The sequence below is a fragment of the Paraburkholderia sp. BGA-UO-ETr-F12 genome, assembly GCF_059567945.1.
On the sequence record NZ_JCAQOZ010000061.1, the window covers coordinates 114,357 to 135,411 of the forward strand.

The window sequence follows — 21,055 nt, forward strand, 5'->3', positions numbered from 1 at the left end:
TCATCGAACGGCACACCCCGCCGCTCTTAACCTGAAGTAGAAAGGTATCCTCATGAAAAAGACTTTGATCGCCGCTGTTATTCCTTTTGTCCTCCTGAGCACGACTGCTTTCGCCGGCACGCAGGACTGCGCGACGCGCGTCAGCGCCCTCAAGTCCGAGATCCAGACGGCCCAACAATACGGCAACACGCAAAAGGTCCGTGCGCTGCAAGGCGCGCTCGCCGAAGTGCAGGCGCATTGCACGGACGCAGGCCAGGTGCAGCGCGCCGAGCGCAAGGTTCAGGATAAGCAGAACGACGTGCGCAAGGCTCAGGACGAAGTGCGCGACGCCGAAGCCAAGCTGCGCGAAGCACAGGCACGCAATGACGCCAAGAAGATCCAGAAGGCTCAGGAGAAAGTCAGCGACAAGCAGGACAAACTGCGCGAAAAAATGGACGACCTGCGCAGCGCGCAAGCCGATCTCGCCGCACTGAAGGGCTAACCGCCACAAGCGCCGCGTGCGGCGCTTCGGTTCGGAGCAAACAGGGGCCTCGCCCCTGTTTTTTGTTTTTCGCGTCAGACGGATCATTTTGCGCAAGCGCCTACTCTCTTCCGCCTGGAGCCTGGCCTGGCTTGCCCCGGCCTTCGCCTTCGCCAATGAAGCCTTCGCCAATGAAGCACGCTCGTCCGGCGCGGACGACGTCCCCGCCAACAGTGCACGCCTTGCCGATGCGCCCTTTCGGGCGGCGCTGCTGGGCGCCCTGAAGGGTGAGCCGGAGCCCGGCGCAGAAGCAGGGCCGCCTGGAGACGAAGGCGCGCTGCAGCGCGAGTTCACACGGTACGCCGTGGTGGTCAATGGACACTGGAGCGGCTTCTCATGGCTCGCGACGGGCGCGGACGGCAAACCATGCGCCGAAGTGGCCGATTGGCTCGAGTGGGGCGTCATGCCGGCGGCCGAGTTCGCGGCTCAAGCGGACGCCGGCGACGCGCGTTGCGTGATGCCGCAGCGTTCACAACACCCGCACGACGCCGACGCTGCGCCGCCGGACATCCCTGACGACGCTACACCCGAGGAACGCGAAGCGGCCGGGGAAGCCCTGGAGGAAGCGGCCGAGCCGGCGGCGCGCGTGCGATACGACGCGCACCAGCAGCAACTCAACGTGCGCATCGCCGATCCGTTGATGAGCCGCGCGCGCGGTTACGTTGCGCCCGCGCGACTCGATAACGGCGTCGACGCCGTGCGGTTCGACTACCAGTTGAGCGCGTCACACACCGAAGGCGCGAACGCGCTCGACTACAACCGCCGCACGTCCGCATTCGCCACGCTCAACGCTGGCGCGAACGTCGACGTGTGGCAGTTCCGTTCGAACCACGTCTACTCGAGTCCCACGATCGGCAAACCCGAATGGGAGCGCCTCGAAACCTACGTGCAGCGCGACGTGCGACGCGTGCGCGGCAAGTTGCTGCTGGGCGACGGCGCAACAGACAGTCTTCTGTTCGACAGCATCCCTTTCTCCGGCGCGCAGCTCGCCTCCGACGACAATCTCCTGCCCGACCATCTGAGCGCCGCGCCGCCCGTGGTGCGAGGCAACGCGCACGGCAGCGCCGAAGTGTTCATTCGCCAGCGCGGGCTGCTCTTCTATCACGCGGTGGTCGCGCCCGGCCCGTTTGCGTTCTACGACGTGCGGCCGCCTTCCAGTAGTGGCGACCTCAGCGTGACGGTGCGCGAGGCGGACGGCACCGAACACGTGTCGGTCGTGCCGTTTATCGCGATGCCGTTGCTCGTGCATCAGGACGCGATCAAGTACGCGTTCAGCGCCGGACGCTACCGTCGCGCGAGCATGAACGCGGCTTTCGACCAGCCGCCATTCGTGCAGGCCACGCTCGGCATCGGACTGCCGCACCGTCTGAGCGCATTCGGGGGCGCGCTGCAGGCGCGCGGCTACCGTAGCATGGCGGCCGGACTCGGCTGGGACCTGGGCGAAGCCGGCGCGCTTTCTTTCGACCTCGCGCGCTCGCAAGTCGACGCGCCATCCGCGACGATGCCCAGCGGCCTGCGCTTTCGCACGCGCTACGCGAAGTCGTTCGCGTCGACCGGAACCGGCATGAGCGTCGACTGGCGGCAATTCGGCGGCGGCCATTTCCGCACAATGGAAGACATGTTGCAGCGCGAAGCGGACGCCGCATTTTGGCGCGATCTGTTCGGTGACACGGATGGCGTGCCATTCAATGAATCCGCGCCGCGTCGGCAGATCCGCCTCAACGTTCAACAGAACGTGGGCGACACCGGCAACCTCTACGCCACCCTGAGCGCGAACAATTACGCCAGCAGCCATCCCGCACGCGGGACGCTGCAACTGGGCGCGACCTGGTACGGCGACAAATTCGACGTCGATCTGCAGGCCGGCATCCGGCAGATTGGCGGCATGCGCAGCAAGTCGTTTCAGGCCACGCTCTCGATCCCGCTTTCGCTGGGCAGCAAAACGGGCAGCCTGCGCTACGGCCTTGCTGCCAGCCGCGACGACGACGGCGCGCTGGTCTGGAGCAATAGCCTGTCCGGCTCCGCGCTCCGTGACTACCGGCTCAATTACGCGCTGACCCAACAGCATTCCGGCGCTGTGGGCAGCGAAGGGACTGGCCACGTGTCCTATCAGGGCGACGGCGGGCGCATCGATGCCGGCTACGGACAAGGCCGCGGCTACCGCAAAGTGGACATGGCGGTGGCGGGAAGCGTGGTGGGTTTTCACAGTCGCGACGACCGGGCGGCGCAAGGCATCGTGCTCGGTCAGTCGCTGGGCGACACGATTGCCGTGGTCGACGCGCCCGGTTACGCGGATGCCAGCGTGGACGGTCAGTTGTCCACCCGCACCGACGCCCGCGGTCGCGCGATCATCTCTTATCTAACGCCGTATCGGGTGAACCGGGTGGGTCTGGACAGCCTGACGGCCGGCGAAGACCTCGACTACGGCTCCCTGCTCCGGGAGGTCGCGCCGGTATCCGGTTCAGTGCTCTACGTGCCGATTCATCCGCAGAAAATGCCTGGACTGGACTCCAGGTAGAGGACATTGCCCGGCAATCCACGGACGAAAAAAAACCCGAACGAGCGGTTCGGGTTTAATCCACCAAAGGAGGAGGTGGAGGAGACAGCGGAGGTTGCAGAACTGCTGCAACCGATGGAGCTGATTATATGAGGCACCCTTGTGCGACGCAAGAACATTTGCATTGTGAAATCGAATTTCACAATGCGGCAGTTCAGACCGCTAATCAAATACCAGCAAATTCCCTTTAAAATCAAAAGCATATACGGCTGCAGCTAATTACGAAAGCGGACATCGACTAGAGTAAAACCCCTAAAGCAGTCCGGGCATTCCCGAATCGCCGAAACATGCCGCACCGCAACACGCAAGCAGCCATTGCGCATAAGTTCCGTCGAAAGTCCTTTCGGGCGGACACGCAAACACCGGGCTACAATGCCGTTTCGATATCAGCAGAGCGCGGTGGAGCACAGCATGGAATGCAAAGTTAGCTGGATGGGGCAGGACGGAATGGCGTTCGCCGCCGAGACGGGCAGTGGCCATCTGGTCATGATGGACGGCGCGCCGGAAGGCGGCGGTCGCAATCTGGCGCCGCGTCCAATGGAAATGGTTCTGCTCGGCACGGGCGGATGCACCGCCTACGACGTCGTGATGATCCTGAAGAAAAGCCGGCAGGAAGTGGCGGGCTGCTCGGTAACACTGAAGGCCGAACGCGCCAGCGAAGATCCGAAGGTGTTCACCAAGATCCACTTCCACTTCACCGTGACCGGCAAGAATCTGAACCCGGCTACCGTGGAACGGGCGATCAATCTGTCGCATGACAAATACTGCTCGGCGTCGATCATGATCGCGAAGACCGCCGAACTGTCGCACTCGTTCGATATCGTCGCGAGCTGAACCCGGCTCGGCGGTGGCCTCGCCTCGGCGCAAGCAGCCGAGGCGCGCACAAAACAAAATGCCGGCGTCCGTTTGGGCGCCGGCATTTTTCATTAGGTGGCAAAGCAAGCCGATAAGCCGGATTCTGTGCACGCGCCGCGTCCGAAAACACGACGCGCGTAGCAGTCATTCCTCTAGGCACGCCATTACTGACGCGCTCAAGCTTCCTACCCGCAGACGTGACGGGGGCCCCGTCCTGCATCTCGAAGATGCTAGCCTGCCTACTTGGAATTGCTCCGGGTGGAGGTTACCGTGCCGGTCTGCCTTGCAGCAGCCGCGGTGCGCTCTTACCGCACCGTTTCACCCTTACCTGATCCCGGCTTGCGCCGGGCCATCGGCGGTTTGCTTTCTGTTGCCCTGTTCCGCGTGTCGCCACGGATGGCCGTTAGCCATCACCCTGCCCTATGGAGTCCGGACTTTCCTCGCCCTCTTTGGCCGAAACCGCAGAGGCCGCGACTGCCTGGCCTGCTTTGCTGGGGCGCATTTTAACACTGCGGCGGACCGGGAAGCGCTTTAACGCGCGCGCCGCCCCGTGCGAAAGACGGATGTGTCGTCGTAAAACGCCGGGGACTCGTTCTCCCCGCACCAACCTGGAATTCCCAGCACAGGCAGCGGCGCAAACATGCGGCTGGTCAATGCGTCAGTGTTCAGGAGTGCCGCGCTGACAGACTCGTCGAGCCACGCGTCGCGTGCCGCAACGCCCCAGCCAAAATACTCGGATGGAACATCGACGATCCACGCATGGCCCGTGCAGGCTTTAAACGGCGCGATCAGCTTTTCCAGCAGCGCGTGACCGAAGCAGCGCACTTCGCAGCGCTTGCCCCAGGCATCACGGCGAGCCACCAGCAGCGTTTGCCAGTCGAATCCGCGCAATGCCGCGCTCAACGCCGGGTCGGCGCAGGCGAACAACAACGCGTTTTCGTCGAATAAGGTTAACGTGTCGCGCACGCCGCCACGGGTCGGACCGACGCCTAGCGCATCGATCGCCGCCGACTGTCGCGCATTCAGCGCCGCCTTGATGCGCGGAAACGCGAACCACATCGACCCGTTGAAGAAGTCATGCAGGTTATGGCGCGTAGGCACGCAGCCGGTCGACGCGATGTGCGCCTCGTAAGCCGCGCCGGGTGGCAGATCGTCCTGCGCAATGAACGTGAGCCGCTGGCCGCGGCCGGTACGCTGCTGCATGGCACGCGCATCCGCATTCATCTCGGCGAGCAAGGCCGCATAGCTTTGAAGCGCGGCCTGCTGCCAGCGCTCGCCGCGTGCCGCGAACTGCGCGAACCACGGTTTCGACCAGTCAATATCGGCGAATCCGAAGATCACGCGCGCCGCCTCTGGCTCCTGCATATAGCGCAAGCTCAGACGAGGCGCCAACCGATCGACTCGCCGCCACGCAGCGGTACCACGGGCGTGTCGCCAACCGGCAACTCGGCCGGCAGCGTCCATTCCTCACGACGCAGCGTGACCTTCTCTTCGCTACGCGGCAGACCATAAAAATCGGCGCCGAAGAAGCTGGCGAAGCCTTCAAGCTTGTCCAGCGCGCCGGCTTTGTCGAAGGCTTCCGTATAGAGCTCAAGCGCATGCAGCGCCGTGTAGCAACCTGCACAGCCGCACGCGTGCTCCTTCAAACCCTTCGGATGCGGCGCGCTATCGGTGCCGAGGAAGAAGCGCGGATTGCCCGAGGTCGCCGCCTCGACCAGCGCCACACGATGCGTCTCACGCTTCAACACCGGCAGGCAGTAGTAATGCGGACGGATGCCGCCCTGGAAGATCGCGTTGCGGTTGTACAGCAGGTGATGCGCGGTAATCGTCGCGCCCAGCAGCCCCGGCGCCACGCCGGCTTCACGGATGTAGTCGACAGCATCCTTCGTGGTGATGTGCTCGAACACTACTTTCAGCGCCGGAAACGCGCGACGCAGCGGCGTCATCACGCGGTCGATAAACACCTTCTCGCGGTCGAACAGGTCGATCGACGAATCCGTCACTTCGCCGTGCACCAGCAGCGGCATGCCGGTTTCCTGCATCACTTCGAGCGTTTTGGCGCACTTCATGATGTCGGTGACGCCCGCGTCCGAGTTGGTCGTCGCGCCCGCCGGGTACAGCTTCACGCCATGCACGAAGCCGCTTTCACGCGCGCGGCGGATTTCATCGGGCGGCGTGTTGTCGGTCAGGTACAGCGTCATCAACGGTTCGAACTTCGCCCCGGCCGGGATCGCGGCGACGATGCGCTCGCGGTACGCCTGCGCCATCGCGGTCGTGGTGACCGGCGGCTTCAGGTTAGGCATGATGATCGCGCGGCCGAACTGGCGCGCGGTATCCGGCAGCACCGCAGCGAGCATCTCGCCGTCGCGAACGTGCAGGTGCCAGTCGTCCGGGCGGGCGAGCGTAACGGAGTCGATGGAGTCGACGGAATCGAGAGGAGCGTTGGAAGCGGTCATGGCGAGAAGGGGACGAGATTCGGCGGCAAAAAAACAGATCAGCATGCTCAAAGCGGTACAAATCGCAGCAAATCGCAGCGCTGAGACCTAAACACACGTCAATTTTGCTATTTGGCGCTTCTGGCTCGGTGATATGCTTGGAAAATCATCATTGTAACGGCTCGCCCCGTTCACAGGCTTACCTGCAACATGTGCCAACTTCTCGGAATGAACTGCGCCGCGCCAACGGACGTCACGTTCTCGTTCACCGGCTTTGCGGCGCGCGGCGGCGTCACCGATCACCACGCGGACGGCTGGGGCATCGCCTTCTTCGAAGATAAAGCCTGCCGCCTGTTCATCGACCATCAATCGTCGGCCACCTCGCCGATCGCCGAAATGGTCAAGCGCTACCCGATCAAATCGAAGAACACGATCGCGCACATTCGCAAAGCGACGCAAGGGCACATCCTGCTCGAAAACTGCCATCCGTTCATGCGAGAACTGTGGGGGCGCCACTGGATCTTTGCGCACAACGGCGATCTGAAAGACTATTCGCCGGCGCTGACCGGCGTCTATCAACCGGTCGGCACGACCGATAGCGAGCTGGCGTTCTGCGCGCTGCTGCAAGGCTTACGCAAGGCTTTTCCGGGCTGCCAACCGCCGCTGGAAGAACTGTTCGCGGCGCTCGAAATGCTCACGCGCGAGATCACGCAATTCGGCGTGTTCAATTTTCTGATGTCGAACGGCCAGGCGTTGTTCGCGCATTGTTCGACGCATCTGCATTACATCGTGCGGCGCTGGCCGTTCTCGACCGCGCATCTGGTCGATGCGGACGTGTCGATCGATTTCGCCAAATACACCACGCCGGAAGACCGCGTCGCCGTAATCGCGACCAAGCCGCTCACCGACAACGAAGTGTGGTCCGCCTTCCAACCGGGCGATCTGTTGATGTTCCAGCACGGCGAAGTGATTGGCCGGGTCAACGTGCCGGTCCCGGCTTCGGTGCTGGAGAAGCTGCGCAATCCGGCGCTAGACGCGTCGGCTTCGGCAACCACGATCGCGGCTTCGGCCGGGGCAATGGCGATAGGCACGACCGAGCTTGACCTCGAAGCCGCGGACGACGCCGCCGCATTCGAGTCCTGATCCGAAGTCGATACAAAAAAGCCGCTTCTTCCGAAGCGGCTTTTTTTCTGCCCAGACCACGCCAACTAATCGACGTGGCCCGGCAACACGCTCAGTGCAGGATCTTGGCCAGAAAGTCTTTCGCACGATCCGACTTCGGATTCGCGAAGAAGTCTTCCTTCCTGTCGTCTTCCACGATCAAGCCTTTGTCCATGAAGATCACGCGGTGCGCGACCTTCCTCGCAAAGCCCATTTCGTGCGTGACGCACATCATCGTCATGCCTTCCTGCGCGAGTTCGACCATCACGTCGAGCACTTCGTTGATCATTTCCGGATCGAGTGCGGAAGTCGGTTCGTCGAACAGCATCGCGATCGGGTCCATCGACAATGCGCGCGCAATCGCCACACGCTGCTGCTGACCGCCGGACAACTGCCCCGGAAACTTATCCGCATGCGCGCGCAGACCGACGCGATCGAGCAGCTTCAGCCCCTTCGCAGTGGCTTCGTCGTTCGAGCGGCCAAGCACCTTGACCTGTGCGAGTGTCAGGTTCTGCACGATCGACAGATGCGGGAACAGCTCGAAGTGCTGGAACACCATGCCGACTTTCGCACGCAGCTTGGACAGATTGGTTTTCTTGTCGGTCAGCGATTGGCCGTTGATGACGATCTCGCCCTTCTGGAACGGCTCGAGGCCGTTGACGGTTTTGATCAGCGTGGACTTGCCCGAGCCCGACGGCCCGCACACCACCACCACTTCACCTTTTTTGACTTCCGTCGTGCAGTCGGTCAGCACTTGAAACTGACCGTACCACTTCGAAACATTCTTGATAGAGATCATCTTGCGACCTTTTTCTGAAGACCTTTGACGAGGCTCGACGCGATCACGCAGATCACGAAATAACACGCGCCCGCGAACAGTACCATTTCGACATTCGTGCCGTCACGATCGCCAATATTCGTGGCGGTGCGGAAGAAGTCGGCGAGGCTGATCACGTAGACGAGCGACGTATCCTGAAACAGCACGATACCTTGCGTAAGCAGCAGCGGCACCATCGCGCGGAACGCCTGCGGCAACACGATGAGGCGCATTGCCTGCGGGTAGCTCATGCCGAGCGCAAACGCGGCATTGACCTGTCCGCGCGGCACCGCCTGGATGCCGGCACGGATGATCTCCGAATAGTACGCGGCCTCGAACAGCGAGAAGGCGACCATTGCCGAAGCCAGCCGGATATCGATATCCGGCGACAAACCCAGCACGTTTTGCAGCACCTGCGGCACGATCAGGAAGAACCACAGAAGCACCATCACCAGCGGGATCGAACGGAAGATCGTGACGTAACCCTTCGCGAACCATTCGAACGGCTTGAACGGCGAGAGCCGCATGATCGCGAGAATCGTGCCCCAGATAATGCCGATCACGATCGCGATCAGCGTGATCTTGATGGTGACGATAGCGCCGGTCCACAGCGTAGGCAGTGCGCCCGGAATACCGCTCCAGTCGAAATGATGCATCACTTACCTCCGATATAGCCGGGCAACCGGGACTTGTGTTCGACCCAGCGCATCAGTTGCATCACGACCAGGTTGATCAGCACATAAGCCAGCGTGACCGCAATGAACGACTCATACGTCTGCGACGTGTAGTCGACCAGTTGCCGCGCCTGCGCGGACAGGTCCAGCAGACCGATGGTCGACGCCACCGCCGAGTTCTTGAAAATGTTCAGAAACTCGGACGTCAGCGGCGGCACGATGATCCGGTACGCCACCGGCAGCAGCACGTAGCGATACGTCTGCCACTGCGTGAACCCCATGGCCAGACCCGCGGCGCGCTGGCCCTTCGGCAACGCGTTGATGCCCGAGCGAACCTGCTCGCAGACGCGCGCGGCAGTGAACAGCCCGAGACAGAGGATCGACGACGAGAAGAACTGCGCGCCCGGCGGCAGTTGCTTGAACCAGTTGCCGATCGACACCGGCAGCAGCTCCGGTATCACCAGATACCAGATGAAGAACTGCACGATGAGGGGAATGTTGCGGAAAATCGCGACATACAGCGTGCCGATACCCGACGCCCATTTGTTCGGCACCGTGCGCAGCACACCGAAAAACGAGCCGACGATCAGCGCGATCACCCACGCCGACAGCGACACGGTAATCGTCACCCAGAAGCCGGACATTAGCCAGCCCAGATAGGTGGTCGGCTCGCCGGTGGAGACGGGACTCAGCAGAATGCCCCAGTTCCAGTGATATGACATGACCAAGACTCCAGCAAAAAGAAACGGAAGAAGCGCGTGGCCCCTTCCGTTTCGTTCAGCGTTTCAAAAAAACGGCTAAGGTTTAATCGATTGCCTTGTCATTCGGGCTCTTGAAGAGCGCCTTCATGTCGTCGCTTTCCGGGAAGTTCAGGTTCAGGCCCTTCGGCGGAATCGGCGATTCGAACCACTTCTTGTAGATCTGATCGGCTTCGCCCGAAGTTTCGACCTTCGCGATCGCGTCGTCCACCACCTTCTTGAATTCCGGATCGTTCTTGCGGATCATGCAGCCGTAAGCTTCATGCGATTGCGGCGTGCCGACGATCACGAAATCGCCCGGATTGTTCGACTTCGCGCGCTCGCCCGCGAGCAGTGCGTCGTCCATCATGAACGCGGCAGCGCGGCCGGTGGAGAGCGTCAGGAACGACTCGCCGTGGTCTTTCGCGCTGATGATGTTCATGCCCATGCTCTTGTCCTGATTCATCTTGCGAAGCAGGCGCTCGGACGTCGTGCCGGCGGTTGTGACGACCGTCTTGCCCTTCAGATCGGCCCAGTCCTTGATGCCGGAGTCTTTCTTGGTCATCAGGCGCGTGCCGATCACGAAGATCGTGTTCGAGAAGGCAGCCTGTTGCTGGCGCTCGGCGTTATTCGTGGTCGAACCGCATTCCATGTCGACGGTGCCGTTCTGCACCAGCGGAATCCGGTTTTGCGACGTGACGGGCGTCAGCTTGACCTTCAGGTTCGGCATGTTCAGCTTCTGCTTGACCGCCTCAACCACCTTCAGCGCGAATTCCTGCGAGTAGCCGATGACATTCTGCTTGTCGTCGTAATACGAGAACGGGATCGACGATTCGCGGTGGCCCAGCGAAATGACGCCCGTGTCCTTGATTTTTTTCAGCGTACCAGCGTCTTGCGCGTGCGCGCCGACCGTGAACAGTCCGAGAGTCGCGAGCAGCAGCGCAGCTTTTTTAACCTTCATTTGGTGATCTCCTTGGCAAGAACCGGCGCCAGTTTAGCAAAGTAATTATTCTGAAAGTATTGCTATAAACCATGTTGTTGTGTATCGCCCAAAGCCCTTGCGCGGCGGCGCCCGGCGCGTCGGGCATGCCGGGCACCCGTTACGCGGCTTGTCGCTCAAGGCGGCGCTTCCCGGACGGTCGCTCAACCTTTCCGGACAGACGAAGGCGGGCGGCATCGATACGATGCCGCCCGCCGGGTCGAACACGCGGTCTTTTGAACCGCGTTGAAGCAAGGACCGTCAGGCCCGCGAGGTAGCGGACCCGCCGTTTCACGCAATCGGATCAGGGGTACAGGCCGCGCAGTTCGCGCGCTTCGAGAATCCGCTTACACGCAACGATAAACGCCGCGGTCCGCACGGACACTTTCTGTTCGCTCGACACTTGCCATACGGCGGCAAATGCTTCGCGCATCACGCGTTCGAGACGCTGGTTGATCTCGTCTTCAGTCCAGAAGAAGCTCGAGAAGTCTTGCACCCACTCGAAGTACGACACCGTGACGCCGCCGGCATTGGCCACCACGTCCGGAATCACGAGGATGCCGCGGTCGTGCAGAATGTCGTCCGCTGCCGTGGTGGTCGGGCCGTTGGCGCCTTCCACGACGATCTTCGTCTTGATCTTGCCGGCGTTCTTTTCGGTGATCTGGTTTTCCAGTGCGGCCGGAATCAGGATGTCCGATTCGACCGTCCAGAATTCTTCATTCGTGACGGCATCGGCTTCCGGGAAACCACCCACGCCGCCGTTCTTCGCCACGTAATCCGCCAACGCGACAGCGTCGATACCGGTCGATTTGTACAGCGAGCCGGTGTGATCCTGCACCGCCACCAGCTTCGAACCCGCTTCCTGGAACAGACGCGCGGCAATGCCGCCCACGTTGCCGAAGCCCTGCACGGCAATACGCGCGCCTTCGATGTCGACGCCGATGCGGCGCGCCGCTTCGGAGGCCACCACGAATACGCCGCGGCCCGTCGCTTCACGACGGCCCAGCGAACCGCCCAGCGCGATCGGCTTGCCGGTCACGACGCCCGTCGCCGTTTGGCCCTGGTTCATGGAGTACGTGTCCATCATCCACGCCATGATCTGCTCGTTCGTGTTTACGTCCGGCGCGGGGATGTCGGTGTTCGGTCCGATGATGATGCCGATTTCGCTCGTGTAGCGGCGCGTCACGCGCTCCAGCTCGCCACGCGACAAGGTGCGCGGGTCGACGCGAATACCGCCCTTCGCGCCGCCGTACGGCACGTTCACGGCCGCGTTCTTGACCGACATCCACGCCGACAGCGCCATCACTTCCGACAGCGTCACGTCCTGGTGATAGCGCACACCGCCCTTACCCGGACCGCGCGACACGTTGTGCTGCACGCGATAGCCCTCGAAATGCGCCACCGTACCGTTATCGAGTTCGATCGGCACGTCGACGACCAGAATGCGCTTCGGGCGCTTCAGAGTTTCGAGCCAGCGGGACAGGGAGCCGAGGTACGGCGCGACGCGGTCGACCTGACGCAGGTAGTTGCCCCACGGGCCGAGGTCGTCTTTATTCAGGTAGGAAGGAACGGACTGCAACGTTGATGCGGATTGTGCGGCTTGTTGCTGGGATGACATGAACGCTCCGGCGTTGATCGAATAACAGCATTGTCGAAAAACGCCGTTTTGAAATCCAATGCCGTTTCCTTATCCAGTTATGTTTTTTTTGCATAACCATCAAGAAGCCGCAAATTCACGTCGTGGGGACGCAGGTTTTCAGGTAGCGCCCGTACCCTGCGCCAACTCCTCCGACACCACATCCCACAACTGCCGCACGAGTATCTGCCGCGCATCGTCGCCTTTCGCGGCCAGCTTGTCGCGATAGAGGCGAATCTCCATGGTCAGCGTGAGTTGCCCCTCGGGCGTGCCACGCGTGGCGCGATCAAGGCGAATCAGCTTGCCGTCGGCAACCGCGTCTTCCACCGCGCTGTAGGGCAGAAAGGCAATGCCGTGACCGGCCAGCGCCATCGCCTTGAGCCCTTCGGCCATGTCGGTTTCGTACAGCCGGTCGAGATAGAGACGCTCGGGCGCATTGGCGAGGATCACTTCGGTCATCCGGCCCAGGTATGCGTTCGGTGTGTAGGTCAGATAGGGCGTCGGGTTCTGCGCCGTGCCCGGCAGCGTGTGCCGCGGCCGGCCGGCGCGGCCTGGCGCCGAGAATGGACTGATCGGCTCGTTGCCGAGCGTGAGCATGTCGTAGCGTGCCGGATCGAGCGCGATGGGGTGGCTCGGATGGTGATACGCCATCATCAGATCGCAGCCGCCTTCCACCAGCGCCAACGCCGCATCGTGCACGTTCAGCGCCCGCAGCCGGGTGTGGATCGGGCCCATTTGAGCCTCGATGCGTTGCAGCCAGCGCGGAAAGTACGTGAGCGACAGCGTGTGCGGCACCGCGAACTCGATGGTCGCCTGCGGCGTCGCCGTGTGCCCGCGCAGCAGAGCACGCGCCTCGTGGAACTGCGAGAGCATGGCAAGCGCCTGCTCGTAGAAAACCTGACCCGCCGCCGTCAGCCGCGTCGGATACACCGAACGATCGATCAGTTCCGTACCGAGCCACGCTTCCAGTGCCTGAATCCGTCGCGAAAACGCCGGCTGCGTGACGTGGCGCGATTCGGCCGAGCGGCTGAAACTACGCGTTTCCGCGAGCGAAACGAAGTCTTCGAGCCATTTCAGTTCCATGCGAAGCCTGCTGCCAGCGGAAGGGAAGAAGTCAGCATTCTAGCGGCGCGGCCGGGGCGCGGGGTTGCGCGCGAGGCGTGCACTGAACCCGCCGTTAGGGACTGCCCGGAATTCCCCGGCCAGAACGGCGAGAAAGGCGCCCCATGCTCCATACCCGTCCCGATCCCGGCCCGTCACCGCCGGGAAAGCCGCCAACTTCGGGCCGCGCGCCGCACAGTGGTAAAATTCGCGCTTCCCTCCGTTCCAGAACCGGTCATTGAGCGCCCCCCGAACGCTCAACGCCCCAATCAGCCACAACTCGCGCCTCCACCATGTCCGACACCCGCCCCGACACCCTGTTCGCGCTTAACGCGCTCTCCCCGCTCGACGGCCGTTACGCCTCGAAGACCGAAGCCCTGCGCGACTGGCTCTCGGAAGCCGCGTTCATGCGCAATCGCGTCACCGTCGAAATTCACTGGCTGATCGCGCTCTCGCACGCCGGTTTCGCCGAAGTGCCGCGCTTTTCCGAAGCGTCCGAACAATTCCTGCTGCAACTGGCCGAGCGCTTCACCGCTCACGACGCCGCGCGCATCAAGGAAATCGAACGCGTGACGAATCACGACGTGAAGGCTGTCGAATACTGGCTGAAGGAATCGGTCAAGGGTCAGGAAGAACTGGAACGCGCGAGCGAGTTCATCCATTTCGCCTGCACGTCGGAAGACATCAACAACACGTCACACGGCCTGATGCTGGCGGGCGCGCGCGAACACGTGATCCTGCCGGCGCTGCGCTCGGTGCACCAACGCCTCGTGGCGCTGGCGCATGCGCAAGCCGAACAGCCGATGCTGTCCCGCACGCACGGCCAGCCGGCCAGCCCCACCACGCTCGGCAAGGAAATCGCGAACGTCGCCGCGCGCCTGGAACGTGCGATCGAGCGCATTGCGAAGGTCGAACTGCTGGGCAAGATGAACGGCGCGGTCGGCAACTTCAATGCGCATCTGTCGGCGTATCCGGAATTCGACTGGGAAGCGTTCTCGCGCGAAGTAGTGGAAAAGCGTCTGAAGCTCACGTTCAATCCGTACACGATCCAGATCGAACCGCACGACTACATGGCTGAGCTGTTCGACGCCGTGTCGCGTGCCAACACGATCCTGCTGGACCTGGACCGCGACGTGTGGGGCTACATCTCGGTCGGTTACTTCAAGCAACGCACGAAGGCCGGCGAAATTGGTTCGTCCACGATGCCGCACAAGGTCAATCCGATCGATTTCGAAAACTCGGAAGGCAACCTCGGTCTCGCCAACGCCACGCTGCGCCACCTCGCCGACAAGCTGCCGATTTCGCGCTGGCAGCGCGACCTGACAGACTCGACGGTGCTGCGCAATATCGGCGTCGCGTTCGGCTACTCGCTGCTTGCATACGACTCGCTGATTCGCGGCCTGGACAAACTTGAAGTAAATGCGCAGCGTCTGAACGAAGACCTCGACAACTGCTGGGAAGTGCTGGCGGAACCGGTGCAAACGGTGATGCGCCGTTACGGCATCGAGAACCCGTACGAGCAACTGAAGGAATTGACGCGCGGCAAGGGCATCACGCGTGAAGCGTTGCAAACGTTCGTGAGCGGCCTCGCGATTCCGCAAGATGCGAAGGACCGTTTGCTCGCCATGACGCCGGGTTCGTATATCGGCAAGGCCGTGGAACTGGCCAAGCGGATCGCTTAAGGCTTAAGGCAGCACTCCGCCGCGCGCAAACTTACCGCGCAAGCAACGCCGTTCAGTCGAACACTGAACGGCGTTTTTCATTTGAGCCGCCGCAAGCGGCTTAAGACAACCAGTCCGGCACTTCGCGCAAGGCGAGGTGGGTATTCGGGTCGAGATGCTGCACGCGATAGCCGAACGCCTCGAAGAGCGTATCCAGTGAGCGGCACGTGTGAATCGTGATGTGGCCGTTGCGCGGCGCAATGTACCAATGGTCCATCGCACGCGGCGGCAGCGTGTCGATCGTCAATGTCGTAAACAGCATCACACCTTGCGGCCTGAGCTTGCTGAGCGCGTTCGCAACCGTCACGCGCGGCTCGGGCGTATGTTCCAGCACTTCGAACGCCGTCACCAGGTCGAAAGAGTCCGACGACGGTTCGGTACCAGCCTGCCCCATTGGATCCCAACTGTGCGCATCCACGCCACGTTCGCGCAACAACGCGGCCAGCTGCCCATTGCCGCCGCCGTAGTCGAGACACTTGAGCCGGTCGCCTCGCGCGGCTATATTCGCGATCGCCGGTGCATTGGCTGCGGGACGGGTCGCGATATAGTCGGGATCGACGTCTGCATAAGCGGCGTTATAAATGTGCGTCGCGAACGCATGCTTGCTCCATCGATCGAACGCATGCGTGAAAACCAGTCCGCAATCGTCGCAGCGGTGGTAGTAAATCGGTATCGCAGCAAGCGGCAAGAAATGGCCACGGCGTTCTTCGCAGTTCTTGTTGAAGTCGACCACGCCGCAAAGCGGCGCCCTGCCCCGGCAAACCTTGCAGCTTGAAATACTTGCGACCGGGTTCAGCCTGTCTCCCTCGATGTGCACCATGTTCACCGCCTTTGAGTTTCGATCCGTCAGAAAGACTGCGATTGGATCAAAGCGCGGACAACGAGAGAATCGGACACGTCCCAAAGCACAGCGCTTCATGCCTGAAATGTCGGCGCGCCGGCACAACCCACATGGCTCTCAAATTGAAACGACCCGGCCACTTGCGCGGCCGGGTCGTCAATAGGCAGCGTCGGCCGTGAAGCCTTAGCGCACTGCCAGTTGCCTCAACACCTCGTCGACGATCTGCTCCGGCGACAGTTCGATACTCACCGTGATTGCCTCGTCCGGACCCGGCTCCTCGAGCGTGTCGAGCTGGCTTTGCAGCAGGGAAGGATCGAAGAAGTGGCCGGTACGCGTCGTCAACCGTTCGCGCAGCACGTCGAACGAACCCTTCAGATAGACGAAGCAGACACCTTTGTCGCCGCTGCTACCGCCGCGCAGCACGTCGCGATACGAACGTTTCAGCGACGAGCACGTGAACACCGCCTTCTCACCCGCCCTCTGCTTCTCCTCGATCGCCGCACGGATGGTTTGCAACCACGGCCAACGGTCTTCGTCGGTAAGCGGAATGCCGTGGTGCATTTTCTCTTTGTTGGCGGCGCTGTGAAACGCGTCGCCGTCAGTGAACGCGCAGTGCAGGCGCTCCGCCAGCATTTCGCCAATCCTCGTTTTGCCGGCGCCCGATACGCCCATTGCGATCAGAATCATCAAAAACTCCTTACACGACCGTCGCGAGCGCGAAAGTCAAACCCAAGCCCATCAATGAAATGATGGTTTCGAGGAGCGACCATGTCTTGAAGGTCTGCCCCACTGTCATACCGAAGTATTCCTTGATCAGCCAGAAACCGCCGTCGTTCACGTGCGAAAAAATCAGCGAACCCGAACCCGTGGCGAGCACCAGCAATTCCGGTGTGACCTGCACACCGCTAGCCGAAGCGATCGGTGCGACGATGCCGCACGCGGTTGTCATCGCCACGGTCGCCGAGCCTGTAGCCAGACGAATCAGCGCGGCCACCAGCCAGCCGAACAGCAGCGGCGACAGATGCATGGCCGTCGCCACGTTGACGATTTCCTTGGAGATGCCGCTGTCCATCAGCACACGCCCGAAACCGCCGCCCGCGCCCACGATCAGCGTGATGCCCGCGATCGGCGCCAGACATTCGCCGCAGAACTTCTGAATCTGCTCACGATTGAAGCCGCGGCTCGCGCCGAAGGTCCAGAAACTGACCAGCACGGCAATCAATAGCGCGACGTCCGAGTTGCCGACGAAACGCAGCAGGTCGTTCGCCAGAGTTTTCGGCGCGAACACGAGATCGGCCCAACTGCCGATCAGCATCAGAATCACCGGCAGCAGGATCGTGAACAGCGTGATGCCGAAGCCCGGCAGTTCGCGCGCTTCCTTTTGCTTGTTGGCCTCGCCTAGAAACTGCGCGGACAGCGGATTGTTCTCCGGCAGCTTGATGTAGCGGCTGATCAGCAGCGCAAACAACGGACCGGCGACGATTGCGGTGGGCACGCCCACGATCAGACCGTACGCAATCGTCTTGCCGATGTCGGCGTGATACGCCTGCACCGCCAGCATTGCAGCGGGGTGCGGCGGGATTAGACCGTGCACGACGGACAGACCGGCGACCATCGGCAAGCCGATCAGCAGCAACGATTTGTTGGTGCGTTTGGCGACGTTGAACGCAATCGGAATCAGCAGCACGAAACCGACTTCAAAAAACACCGGCAAGCCGACGATGATCGCCACGACCATCATCGCCCAGTGAATGTGCTTCTCGCCGAACTTGTCGATCAGCGTGGTCGCGATACGCTCCGCGCCGCCCGATTCGGCCATCATTTTGCCGAGCATTGTGCCGAGGCCGACCACGATCGCAATGTGGCCGAGCGTGTTGCCGTTGCCGGTTTCGAACGATTTGACGATCGTGCCGATCGGCATGCCGGATGCGAGACCCAGCAGCAGCGAAACGATGATCAGAACGAGGAACGGATAAACCTTGTAGCGGGTGATCAGCAGGATCAGAAGTGCGATGGCGATCACCGCGAAGACCAGCAGCGTGCTGCCGTGGACAGCTTCCATGAAGCTCCTCCTTTGCGTTATTGATGTTGGTGCGGAACACGGCTGGCACCTGTCTCACGGCGACCTGCAGCGGTGCCAGAAAACCCGGCAAGCCGCGCGGACGCTGAATTTTACTGTTTGTTGCAGCTAAACGCGTGCGAATCCGGCGCACATATCGAAAAGAGCCTCGCCGCGACAACCTGACAGGCTGCTTCGACGAGGCTCTTTTTCCTTGAGCCAGGCTACCGGACTAAAGTACCGACCGCTTCAATTCAATGGGCAGGTGCAGCCAACTGGCTGGCGGCACGCGCGAGACGCGTGACTTCGTCCCAGTTCTGCGCGGCGAGCGCGGCTTTCGGCGTCAACCACGAGCCGCCGACACACACCACGTTCGGCAGCGCGAGGAAGTTAGGGGCCGTTTCGGCGGTAATGCCGCCGGTCGGGCAGAACTTGAGTGCCGGGAACGGGCCATGAAATGCCTGCAGCATCGGCACGCCACCGGCCTGCTGCGCCGGGAAGAACTTGACGATCTCGTAGCCGAGTTCGAGCGCGGCGATGATGTCCGACGGCGTCATGACGCCCGGCAGCAGCGGCAAACCCGCATCCTGCGCGGCCTTGTGCATGTCTTTCGTGAGGCCGGGCGAAACGCCGAACTGCGCGCCGGCCTTCTTGGCCTGAGCGCAGTGCTCGGGCTTCGTGATCGTGCCGACGCCGACCACGATGTCTTCCGCCAGTTGGCTCGCGCGTTCGATCGCTTCCAGACCGGCCGCGGTGCGCAGCGTAATTTCCAGCACTTTTACGCCACCCGCGTGCAAGGCGCGCGACACGTGCTCACCCTGCTCGACCGAATCGAACGCGAGCACCGGAATCACCGGGCCAAGGCGCACGATCTCGCTTACTGTTTTCGACGTCATAGTCAGACTCCTTATTTCTGCAGCGTTTAGCTGGCTTGCGTGGTGCTTGTATGTGCGTTGCCGTGTGCTTTGGTGTGTGCCTGGGCCGGCTCACCATGGTGCGCCGCGCGCTCGCCGACCATCGGACCGAACACCGAGGCGCCGAGCTCCGCCGGCGCCGCCGCCGCGCGAAACACGCCGAACAGTTCACGGCCGAAACCGACTTCGTTTTCCGCCTGATGCTGCGGCACTGCTTCCGGTCGCGCCGCCCATTCGGCTGCATCGATCTCGATGTCGAGCACGCCTGCGTCAGCGTCGATCACCAGCATGTCGCCCGTGCGGACCTTGCCGATCGGGCCTTGCAGCAACGCTTCCGGCGACAGATGGATCACCGCCGGCACCTTGCCCGAAGCGCCCGACATGCGGCCGTCGGTAACCAGCGCGACATGGAAACCCTGATCCTGCAACACACCGAGCAGCGGCGTCAAACGATGGAGCTCTGGCATGCCGTTTGCGCGCGCGCCCTGGAAGCGCACCACCGCGATGAAGTCGCGCTTCAGTTCGCCGTTGTCGAACGCGGCCTGTACCGCTTCCTGCGAATCGAACACGATAGCCGGCGCCTTCACCTTGCGATGCTGCGCCGCCACCGCGGAAATCTTGATCACGCCGCGGCCGAGCTTGCCCTGCATCAGACGCAAGCCGCCGTCCGGCTGGAACGGCTCCTTGATGCCGCGCAGCACCGCCGTGTCTTCGCTCTTGTCCGCGCCCGGCACCCATTGCAGCTTGCCGTCGATCAGCTTCGGCTCTTGCGTGTAGTGCTTGAGCCCCTTGCCCGCGACGGTGTTCACGTCCTCATGCAGCAAGCCGCCTTCAAGCAGATTGCGAACCAGGAACGCAACACCGCCGGCCGCGTGGAAGTGATTCACGTCGGCTTTGCCGTTCGGGTAAATCTTTGCGAGCAGCGGCACCGCTTGCGACAACGTATCGAAATCGTTCCAGTCGATCACGATGCCGGCCGCCCGCGCAATCGCCACCAGGTGCAGCGTATGGTTGGTCGATCCGCCCGTTGCCAGCAACGCGACGATGCCGTTGACGACCGCTTTCTCGTCGACCACATGGCCGATCGGCGTGTAGTTGCCGCGCTCCACCGTCAGATCGAGCACGCGGCGCGCGGCCTGCGCGGTCAGCGCGTCGCGCAACGCCGTATGCGGATGGACGAAGGCCGAGCCCGGCAGATGCAGGCCCATGACTTCCATCAGCATCTGATTGCTGTTCGCGGTGCCGTAGAACGTGCAGGTGCCCTGGCTGTGATACGCCGCGGCTTCCGCTTCGAGCAGCGCGTCGCGGCCGCACTGGCCGGTGGCGAAGAGTTGGCGGGTCTTGGCTTTGTCGTCGTTCGACAGACCGCTACCCATCGGGCCGGCCGGCACGAAAATCGTCGGCAGATGGCCGAATTGCAGCGCGCCGATCAGCAGACCCGGCACGATCTTGTCGCAGATGCCCAGGCACAGCGCCGCGTCGAACATGTTGTGCGTGAGGGCGACCGCCGTGCTCATCGCGATCACTTCGCGCGAGAACAACGACAGTTCCATGCCCGCGTTGCCCTGCGTGACGCCGTCGCACATGGCCGGCACGCCGCCCGCGAACTGCGCGACGCCGCCGTTTTCCCGCGCGGCCTCCTTGATGATGTCCGGGTAGTTTTTGTACGGCGCATGCGCGGACAGCATTTCGTTATACGACGACACGATGCCGATGTTCGGTTCGCGAACCTGCTTGATCACGAGCTTGTCGTTGCCTACGAGGCCGGCAAAACCGTGGGCCAGATTGGCGCAGGAGAGCGCGCCGCGCGCCGGAAATTTGCCTTGCGCGTGCTCGATGCGCGCCAGATATGACTCGCGGGTGGGTTTGCTGCGCTCGATCACGCGTTGCGTGACCTTCAACAATTGCGAATGCGGGGAAACCATCGGAGCTCCTTCGTCGCTGGCTTGAAGCGCGCACGCACTATGCCAGGCAGGTATCGCGGGGATGTCGAATCAGTCGACGACGCAATCTTAGTAGAAAAACTACATGATCGCAACGATGATCCT

At 62.2% G+C, this 21,055-nt stretch carries 18 protein-coding genes and 1 other RNA gene; 5 read left to right on the top strand and 14 right to left on the bottom strand.

Features of this window, described 5'->3' with window-relative positions; genetic code table 11:
* Positions 1-52: 52 nt before the first annotated feature.
* From AC57B6_RS29710 to AC57B6_RS29720, 3 genes are all read left to right on the top strand, one after another.
* Positions 53-481, top strand: a complete 429-nt coding sequence (locus AC57B6_RS29710; RefSeq protein ID WP_028196388.1) for a DUF1090 family protein — start codon at positions 53-55, stop codon at positions 479-481.
* Between the two features lie 88 nt (positions 482-569).
* Positions 570-3,038, top strand: coding sequence for a fimbria/pilus outer membrane usher protein (locus tag AC57B6_RS29715; protein ID WP_496422696.1), 2,469 nt, complete (start codon positions 570-572; stop codon positions 3,036-3,038).
* Positions 3,039-3,488: 450 nt separating this feature from the next.
* Positions 3,489-3,911, top strand: coding sequence for an OsmC family protein (locus AC57B6_RS29720; protein WP_028196390.1), 423 nt, complete (start codon positions 3,489-3,491; stop codon positions 3,909-3,911).
* A gap of 97 nt (positions 3,912-4,008) precedes the next feature.
* On the opposite strand, the gene rnpB is transcribed toward AC57B6_RS29720, so the two are convergent.
* From rnpB to pyrC, 3 genes are all read right to left on the bottom strand, one after another.
* An RNA gene (gene rnpB, locus AC57B6_RS29725) (RNase P RNA component class A) lies at positions 4,009-4,422 on the bottom strand.
* Between the two features lie 41 nt (positions 4,423-4,463).
* Complete coding sequence (locus AC57B6_RS29730; RefSeq protein WP_496422697.1) at positions 4,464-5,396, bottom strand: DUF3025 domain-containing protein; 933 nt, start codon at positions 5,394-5,396, stop codon at positions 4,464-4,466.
* Positions 5,309-6,388 (bottom strand): dihydroorotase, encoded by a 1,080-nt coding sequence (gene pyrC, locus AC57B6_RS29735; RefSeq protein ID WP_030100974.1) that lies wholly within the window; start codon positions 6,386-6,388, stop codon positions 5,309-5,311. Before pyrC ends, AC57B6_RS29730 begins: the two co-directional genes overlap by 88 nt.
* A gap of 189 nt (positions 6,389-6,577) precedes the next feature.
* Here pyrC and AC57B6_RS29740 point away from each other — a divergent pair, with 189 nt between their 5' ends.
* A complete protein-coding gene (locus AC57B6_RS29740) occupies positions 6,578-7,510 on the top strand; it encodes a class II glutamine amidotransferase (RefSeq protein ID WP_082094311.1) in 933 nt (310 codons plus the stop codon).
* A 91-nt stretch (positions 7,511-7,601) separates the two neighbouring features.
* Here AC57B6_RS29740 and AC57B6_RS29745 read toward each other — a convergent pair whose 3' ends face one another.
* The 6 genes from AC57B6_RS29745 to AC57B6_RS29770 form a co-directional block, all read right to left on the bottom strand.
* Entirely contained in the window at positions 7,602-8,327 is a 726-nt protein-coding gene (locus AC57B6_RS29745; protein WP_253045473.1) for an amino acid ABC transporter ATP-binding protein, read from the bottom strand.
* Positions 8,324-9,001, bottom strand: coding sequence for a glutamate/aspartate ABC transporter permease GltK (gltK, locus tag AC57B6_RS29750; protein ID WP_028196395.1), 678 nt, complete (start codon positions 8,999-9,001; stop codon positions 8,324-8,326). The genes AC57B6_RS29745 and gltK overlap by 4 nt, the downstream gene beginning before the upstream one ends.
* The gene (locus AC57B6_RS29755) at positions 9,001-9,741 is read right to left on the bottom strand and encodes an amino acid ABC transporter permease (RefSeq protein ID WP_028196396.1); all 741 of its coding nucleotides are present in this window, start codon (positions 9,739-9,741) and stop codon (positions 9,001-9,003) included. The genes gltK and AC57B6_RS29755 overlap by 1 nt, the downstream gene beginning before the upstream one ends.
* Positions 9,742-9,823: 82 nt before the next feature.
* Complete coding sequence (locus AC57B6_RS29760; RefSeq protein WP_028196397.1) at positions 9,824-10,717, bottom strand: glutamate/aspartate ABC transporter substrate-binding protein; 894 nt, start codon at positions 10,715-10,717, stop codon at positions 9,824-9,826.
* A gap of 322 nt (positions 10,718-11,039) precedes the next feature.
* A complete protein-coding gene (locus AC57B6_RS29765) occupies positions 11,040-12,353 on the bottom strand; it encodes a Glu/Leu/Phe/Val family dehydrogenase (RefSeq protein ID WP_028196399.1) in 1,314 nt (437 codons plus the stop codon).
* Positions 12,354-12,491: 138 nt separating this feature from the next.
* A complete protein-coding gene (locus tag AC57B6_RS29770; protein ID WP_183796339.1) occupies positions 12,492-13,454 on the bottom strand; it encodes a LysR family transcriptional regulator in 963 nt (320 codons plus the stop codon).
* 311 nt (positions 13,455-13,765) lie between these two features.
* Between AC57B6_RS29770 and purB the strand changes: the two genes are divergently transcribed.
* Positions 13,766-15,154 carry an adenylosuccinate lyase gene (purB, locus tag AC57B6_RS29775; protein WP_028196401.1) on the top strand — a complete coding sequence of 463 codons (1,389 nt, stop codon included), beginning with the start codon at positions 13,766-13,768 and terminating at the stop codon, positions 15,152-15,154.
* Between the two features lie 100 nt (positions 15,155-15,254).
* Here purB and AC57B6_RS29780 read toward each other — a convergent pair whose 3' ends face one another.
* From AC57B6_RS29780 to edd, 5 genes are all read right to left on the bottom strand, one after another.
* Entirely contained in the window at positions 15,255-16,013 is a 759-nt protein-coding gene (locus AC57B6_RS29780; protein ID WP_496422698.1) for a class I SAM-dependent methyltransferase, read from the bottom strand.
* A gap of 204 nt (positions 16,014-16,217) precedes the next feature.
* Complete coding sequence (locus tag AC57B6_RS29785) at positions 16,218-16,721, bottom strand: gluconokinase (RefSeq protein ID WP_046567758.1); 504 nt, start codon at positions 16,719-16,721, stop codon at positions 16,218-16,220.
* Between the two features lie 10 nt (positions 16,722-16,731).
* Positions 16,732-18,096 carry a GntP family permease gene (locus tag AC57B6_RS29790; protein ID WP_252888434.1) on the bottom strand — a complete coding sequence of 455 codons (1,365 nt, stop codon included), beginning with the start codon at positions 18,094-18,096 and terminating at the stop codon, positions 16,732-16,734.
* Between the two features lie 251 nt (positions 18,097-18,347).
* Entirely contained in the window at positions 18,348-18,989 is a 642-nt protein-coding gene (gene eda, locus AC57B6_RS29795) for a bifunctional 4-hydroxy-2-oxoglutarate aldolase/2-dehydro-3-deoxy-phosphogluconate aldolase (RefSeq protein WP_028196405.1), read from the bottom strand.
* A 26-nt stretch (positions 18,990-19,015) separates the two neighbouring features.
* On the bottom strand, positions 19,016-20,932 hold the full coding sequence (edd, locus tag AC57B6_RS29800; RefSeq protein WP_030100967.1) for a phosphogluconate dehydratase: 1,917 nt from the start codon (positions 20,930-20,932) through the stop codon (positions 19,016-19,018).
* Positions 20,933-21,055 lie beyond the last annotated feature (123 nt).

Bases quoted from the DNA above. Each gene is read 5' to 3' on its own strand.
- AC57B6_RS29710 (WP_028196388.1), top strand. From the start codon at position 53: ATGAAAAAGACTTTGATCGCCGCTGTTATTCCTTTTGTCCTCCTGAGC.
- AC57B6_RS29720 (WP_028196390.1), top strand. From the start codon at position 3,489: ATGGAATGCAAAGTTAGCTGGATGGGGCAGGACGGAATGGCGTTCGCC.
- AC57B6_RS29730 (WP_496422697.1), bottom strand. From the start codon at position 5,396: ATGGACGCTGCCGGCCGAGTTGCCGGTTGGCGACACGCCCGTGGTACC.
- pyrC (WP_030100974.1), bottom strand. From the start codon at position 6,388: ATGACCGCTTCCAACGCTCCTCTCGATTCCGTCGACTCCATCGACTCC.
- AC57B6_RS29740 (WP_082094311.1), top strand. From the start codon at position 6,578: ATGTGCCAACTTCTCGGAATGAACTGCGCCGCGCCAACGGACGTCACG.
- AC57B6_RS29745 (WP_253045473.1), bottom strand. From the start codon at position 8,327: ATGATCTCTATCAAGAATGTTTCGAAGTGGTACGGTCAGTTTCAAGTG.
- gltK (WP_028196395.1), bottom strand. From the start codon at position 9,001: ATGCATCATTTCGACTGGAGCGGTATTCCGGGCGCACTGCCTACGCTG.
- AC57B6_RS29755 (WP_028196396.1), bottom strand. From the start codon at position 9,741: ATGTCATATCACTGGAACTGGGGCATTCTGCTGAGTCCCGTCTCCACC.
- AC57B6_RS29760 (WP_028196397.1), bottom strand. From the start codon at position 10,717: ATGAAGGTTAAAAAAGCTGCGCTGCTGCTCGCGACTCTCGGACTGTTC.
- AC57B6_RS29765 (WP_028196399.1), bottom strand. From the start codon at position 12,353: ATGTCATCCCAGCAACAAGCCGCACAATCCGCATCAACGTTGCAGTCC.
- AC57B6_RS29770 (WP_183796339.1), bottom strand. From the start codon at position 13,454: ATGGAACTGAAATGGCTCGAAGACTTCGTTTCGCTCGCGGAAACGCGT.
- purB (WP_028196401.1), top strand. From the start codon at position 13,766: ATGTCCGACACCCGCCCCGACACCCTGTTCGCGCTTAACGCGCTCTCC.
- AC57B6_RS29780 (WP_496422698.1), bottom strand. From the start codon at position 16,013: ATGGTGCACATCGAGGGAGACAGGCTGAACCCGGTCGCAAGTATTTCA.
- AC57B6_RS29785 (WP_046567758.1), bottom strand. From the start codon at position 16,721: ATGATTCTGATCGCAATGGGCGTATCGGGCGCCGGCAAAACGAGGATT.
- AC57B6_RS29790 (WP_252888434.1), bottom strand. From the start codon at position 18,096: ATGGAAGCTGTCCACGGCAGCACGCTGCTGGTCTTCGCGGTGATCGCC.
- eda (WP_028196405.1), bottom strand. From the start codon at position 18,989: ATGACGTCGAAAACAGTAAGCGAGATCGTGCGCCTTGGCCCGGTGATT.
- edd (WP_030100967.1), bottom strand. From the start codon at position 20,932: ATGGTTTCCCCGCATTCGCAATTGTTGAAGGTCACGCAACGCGTGATC.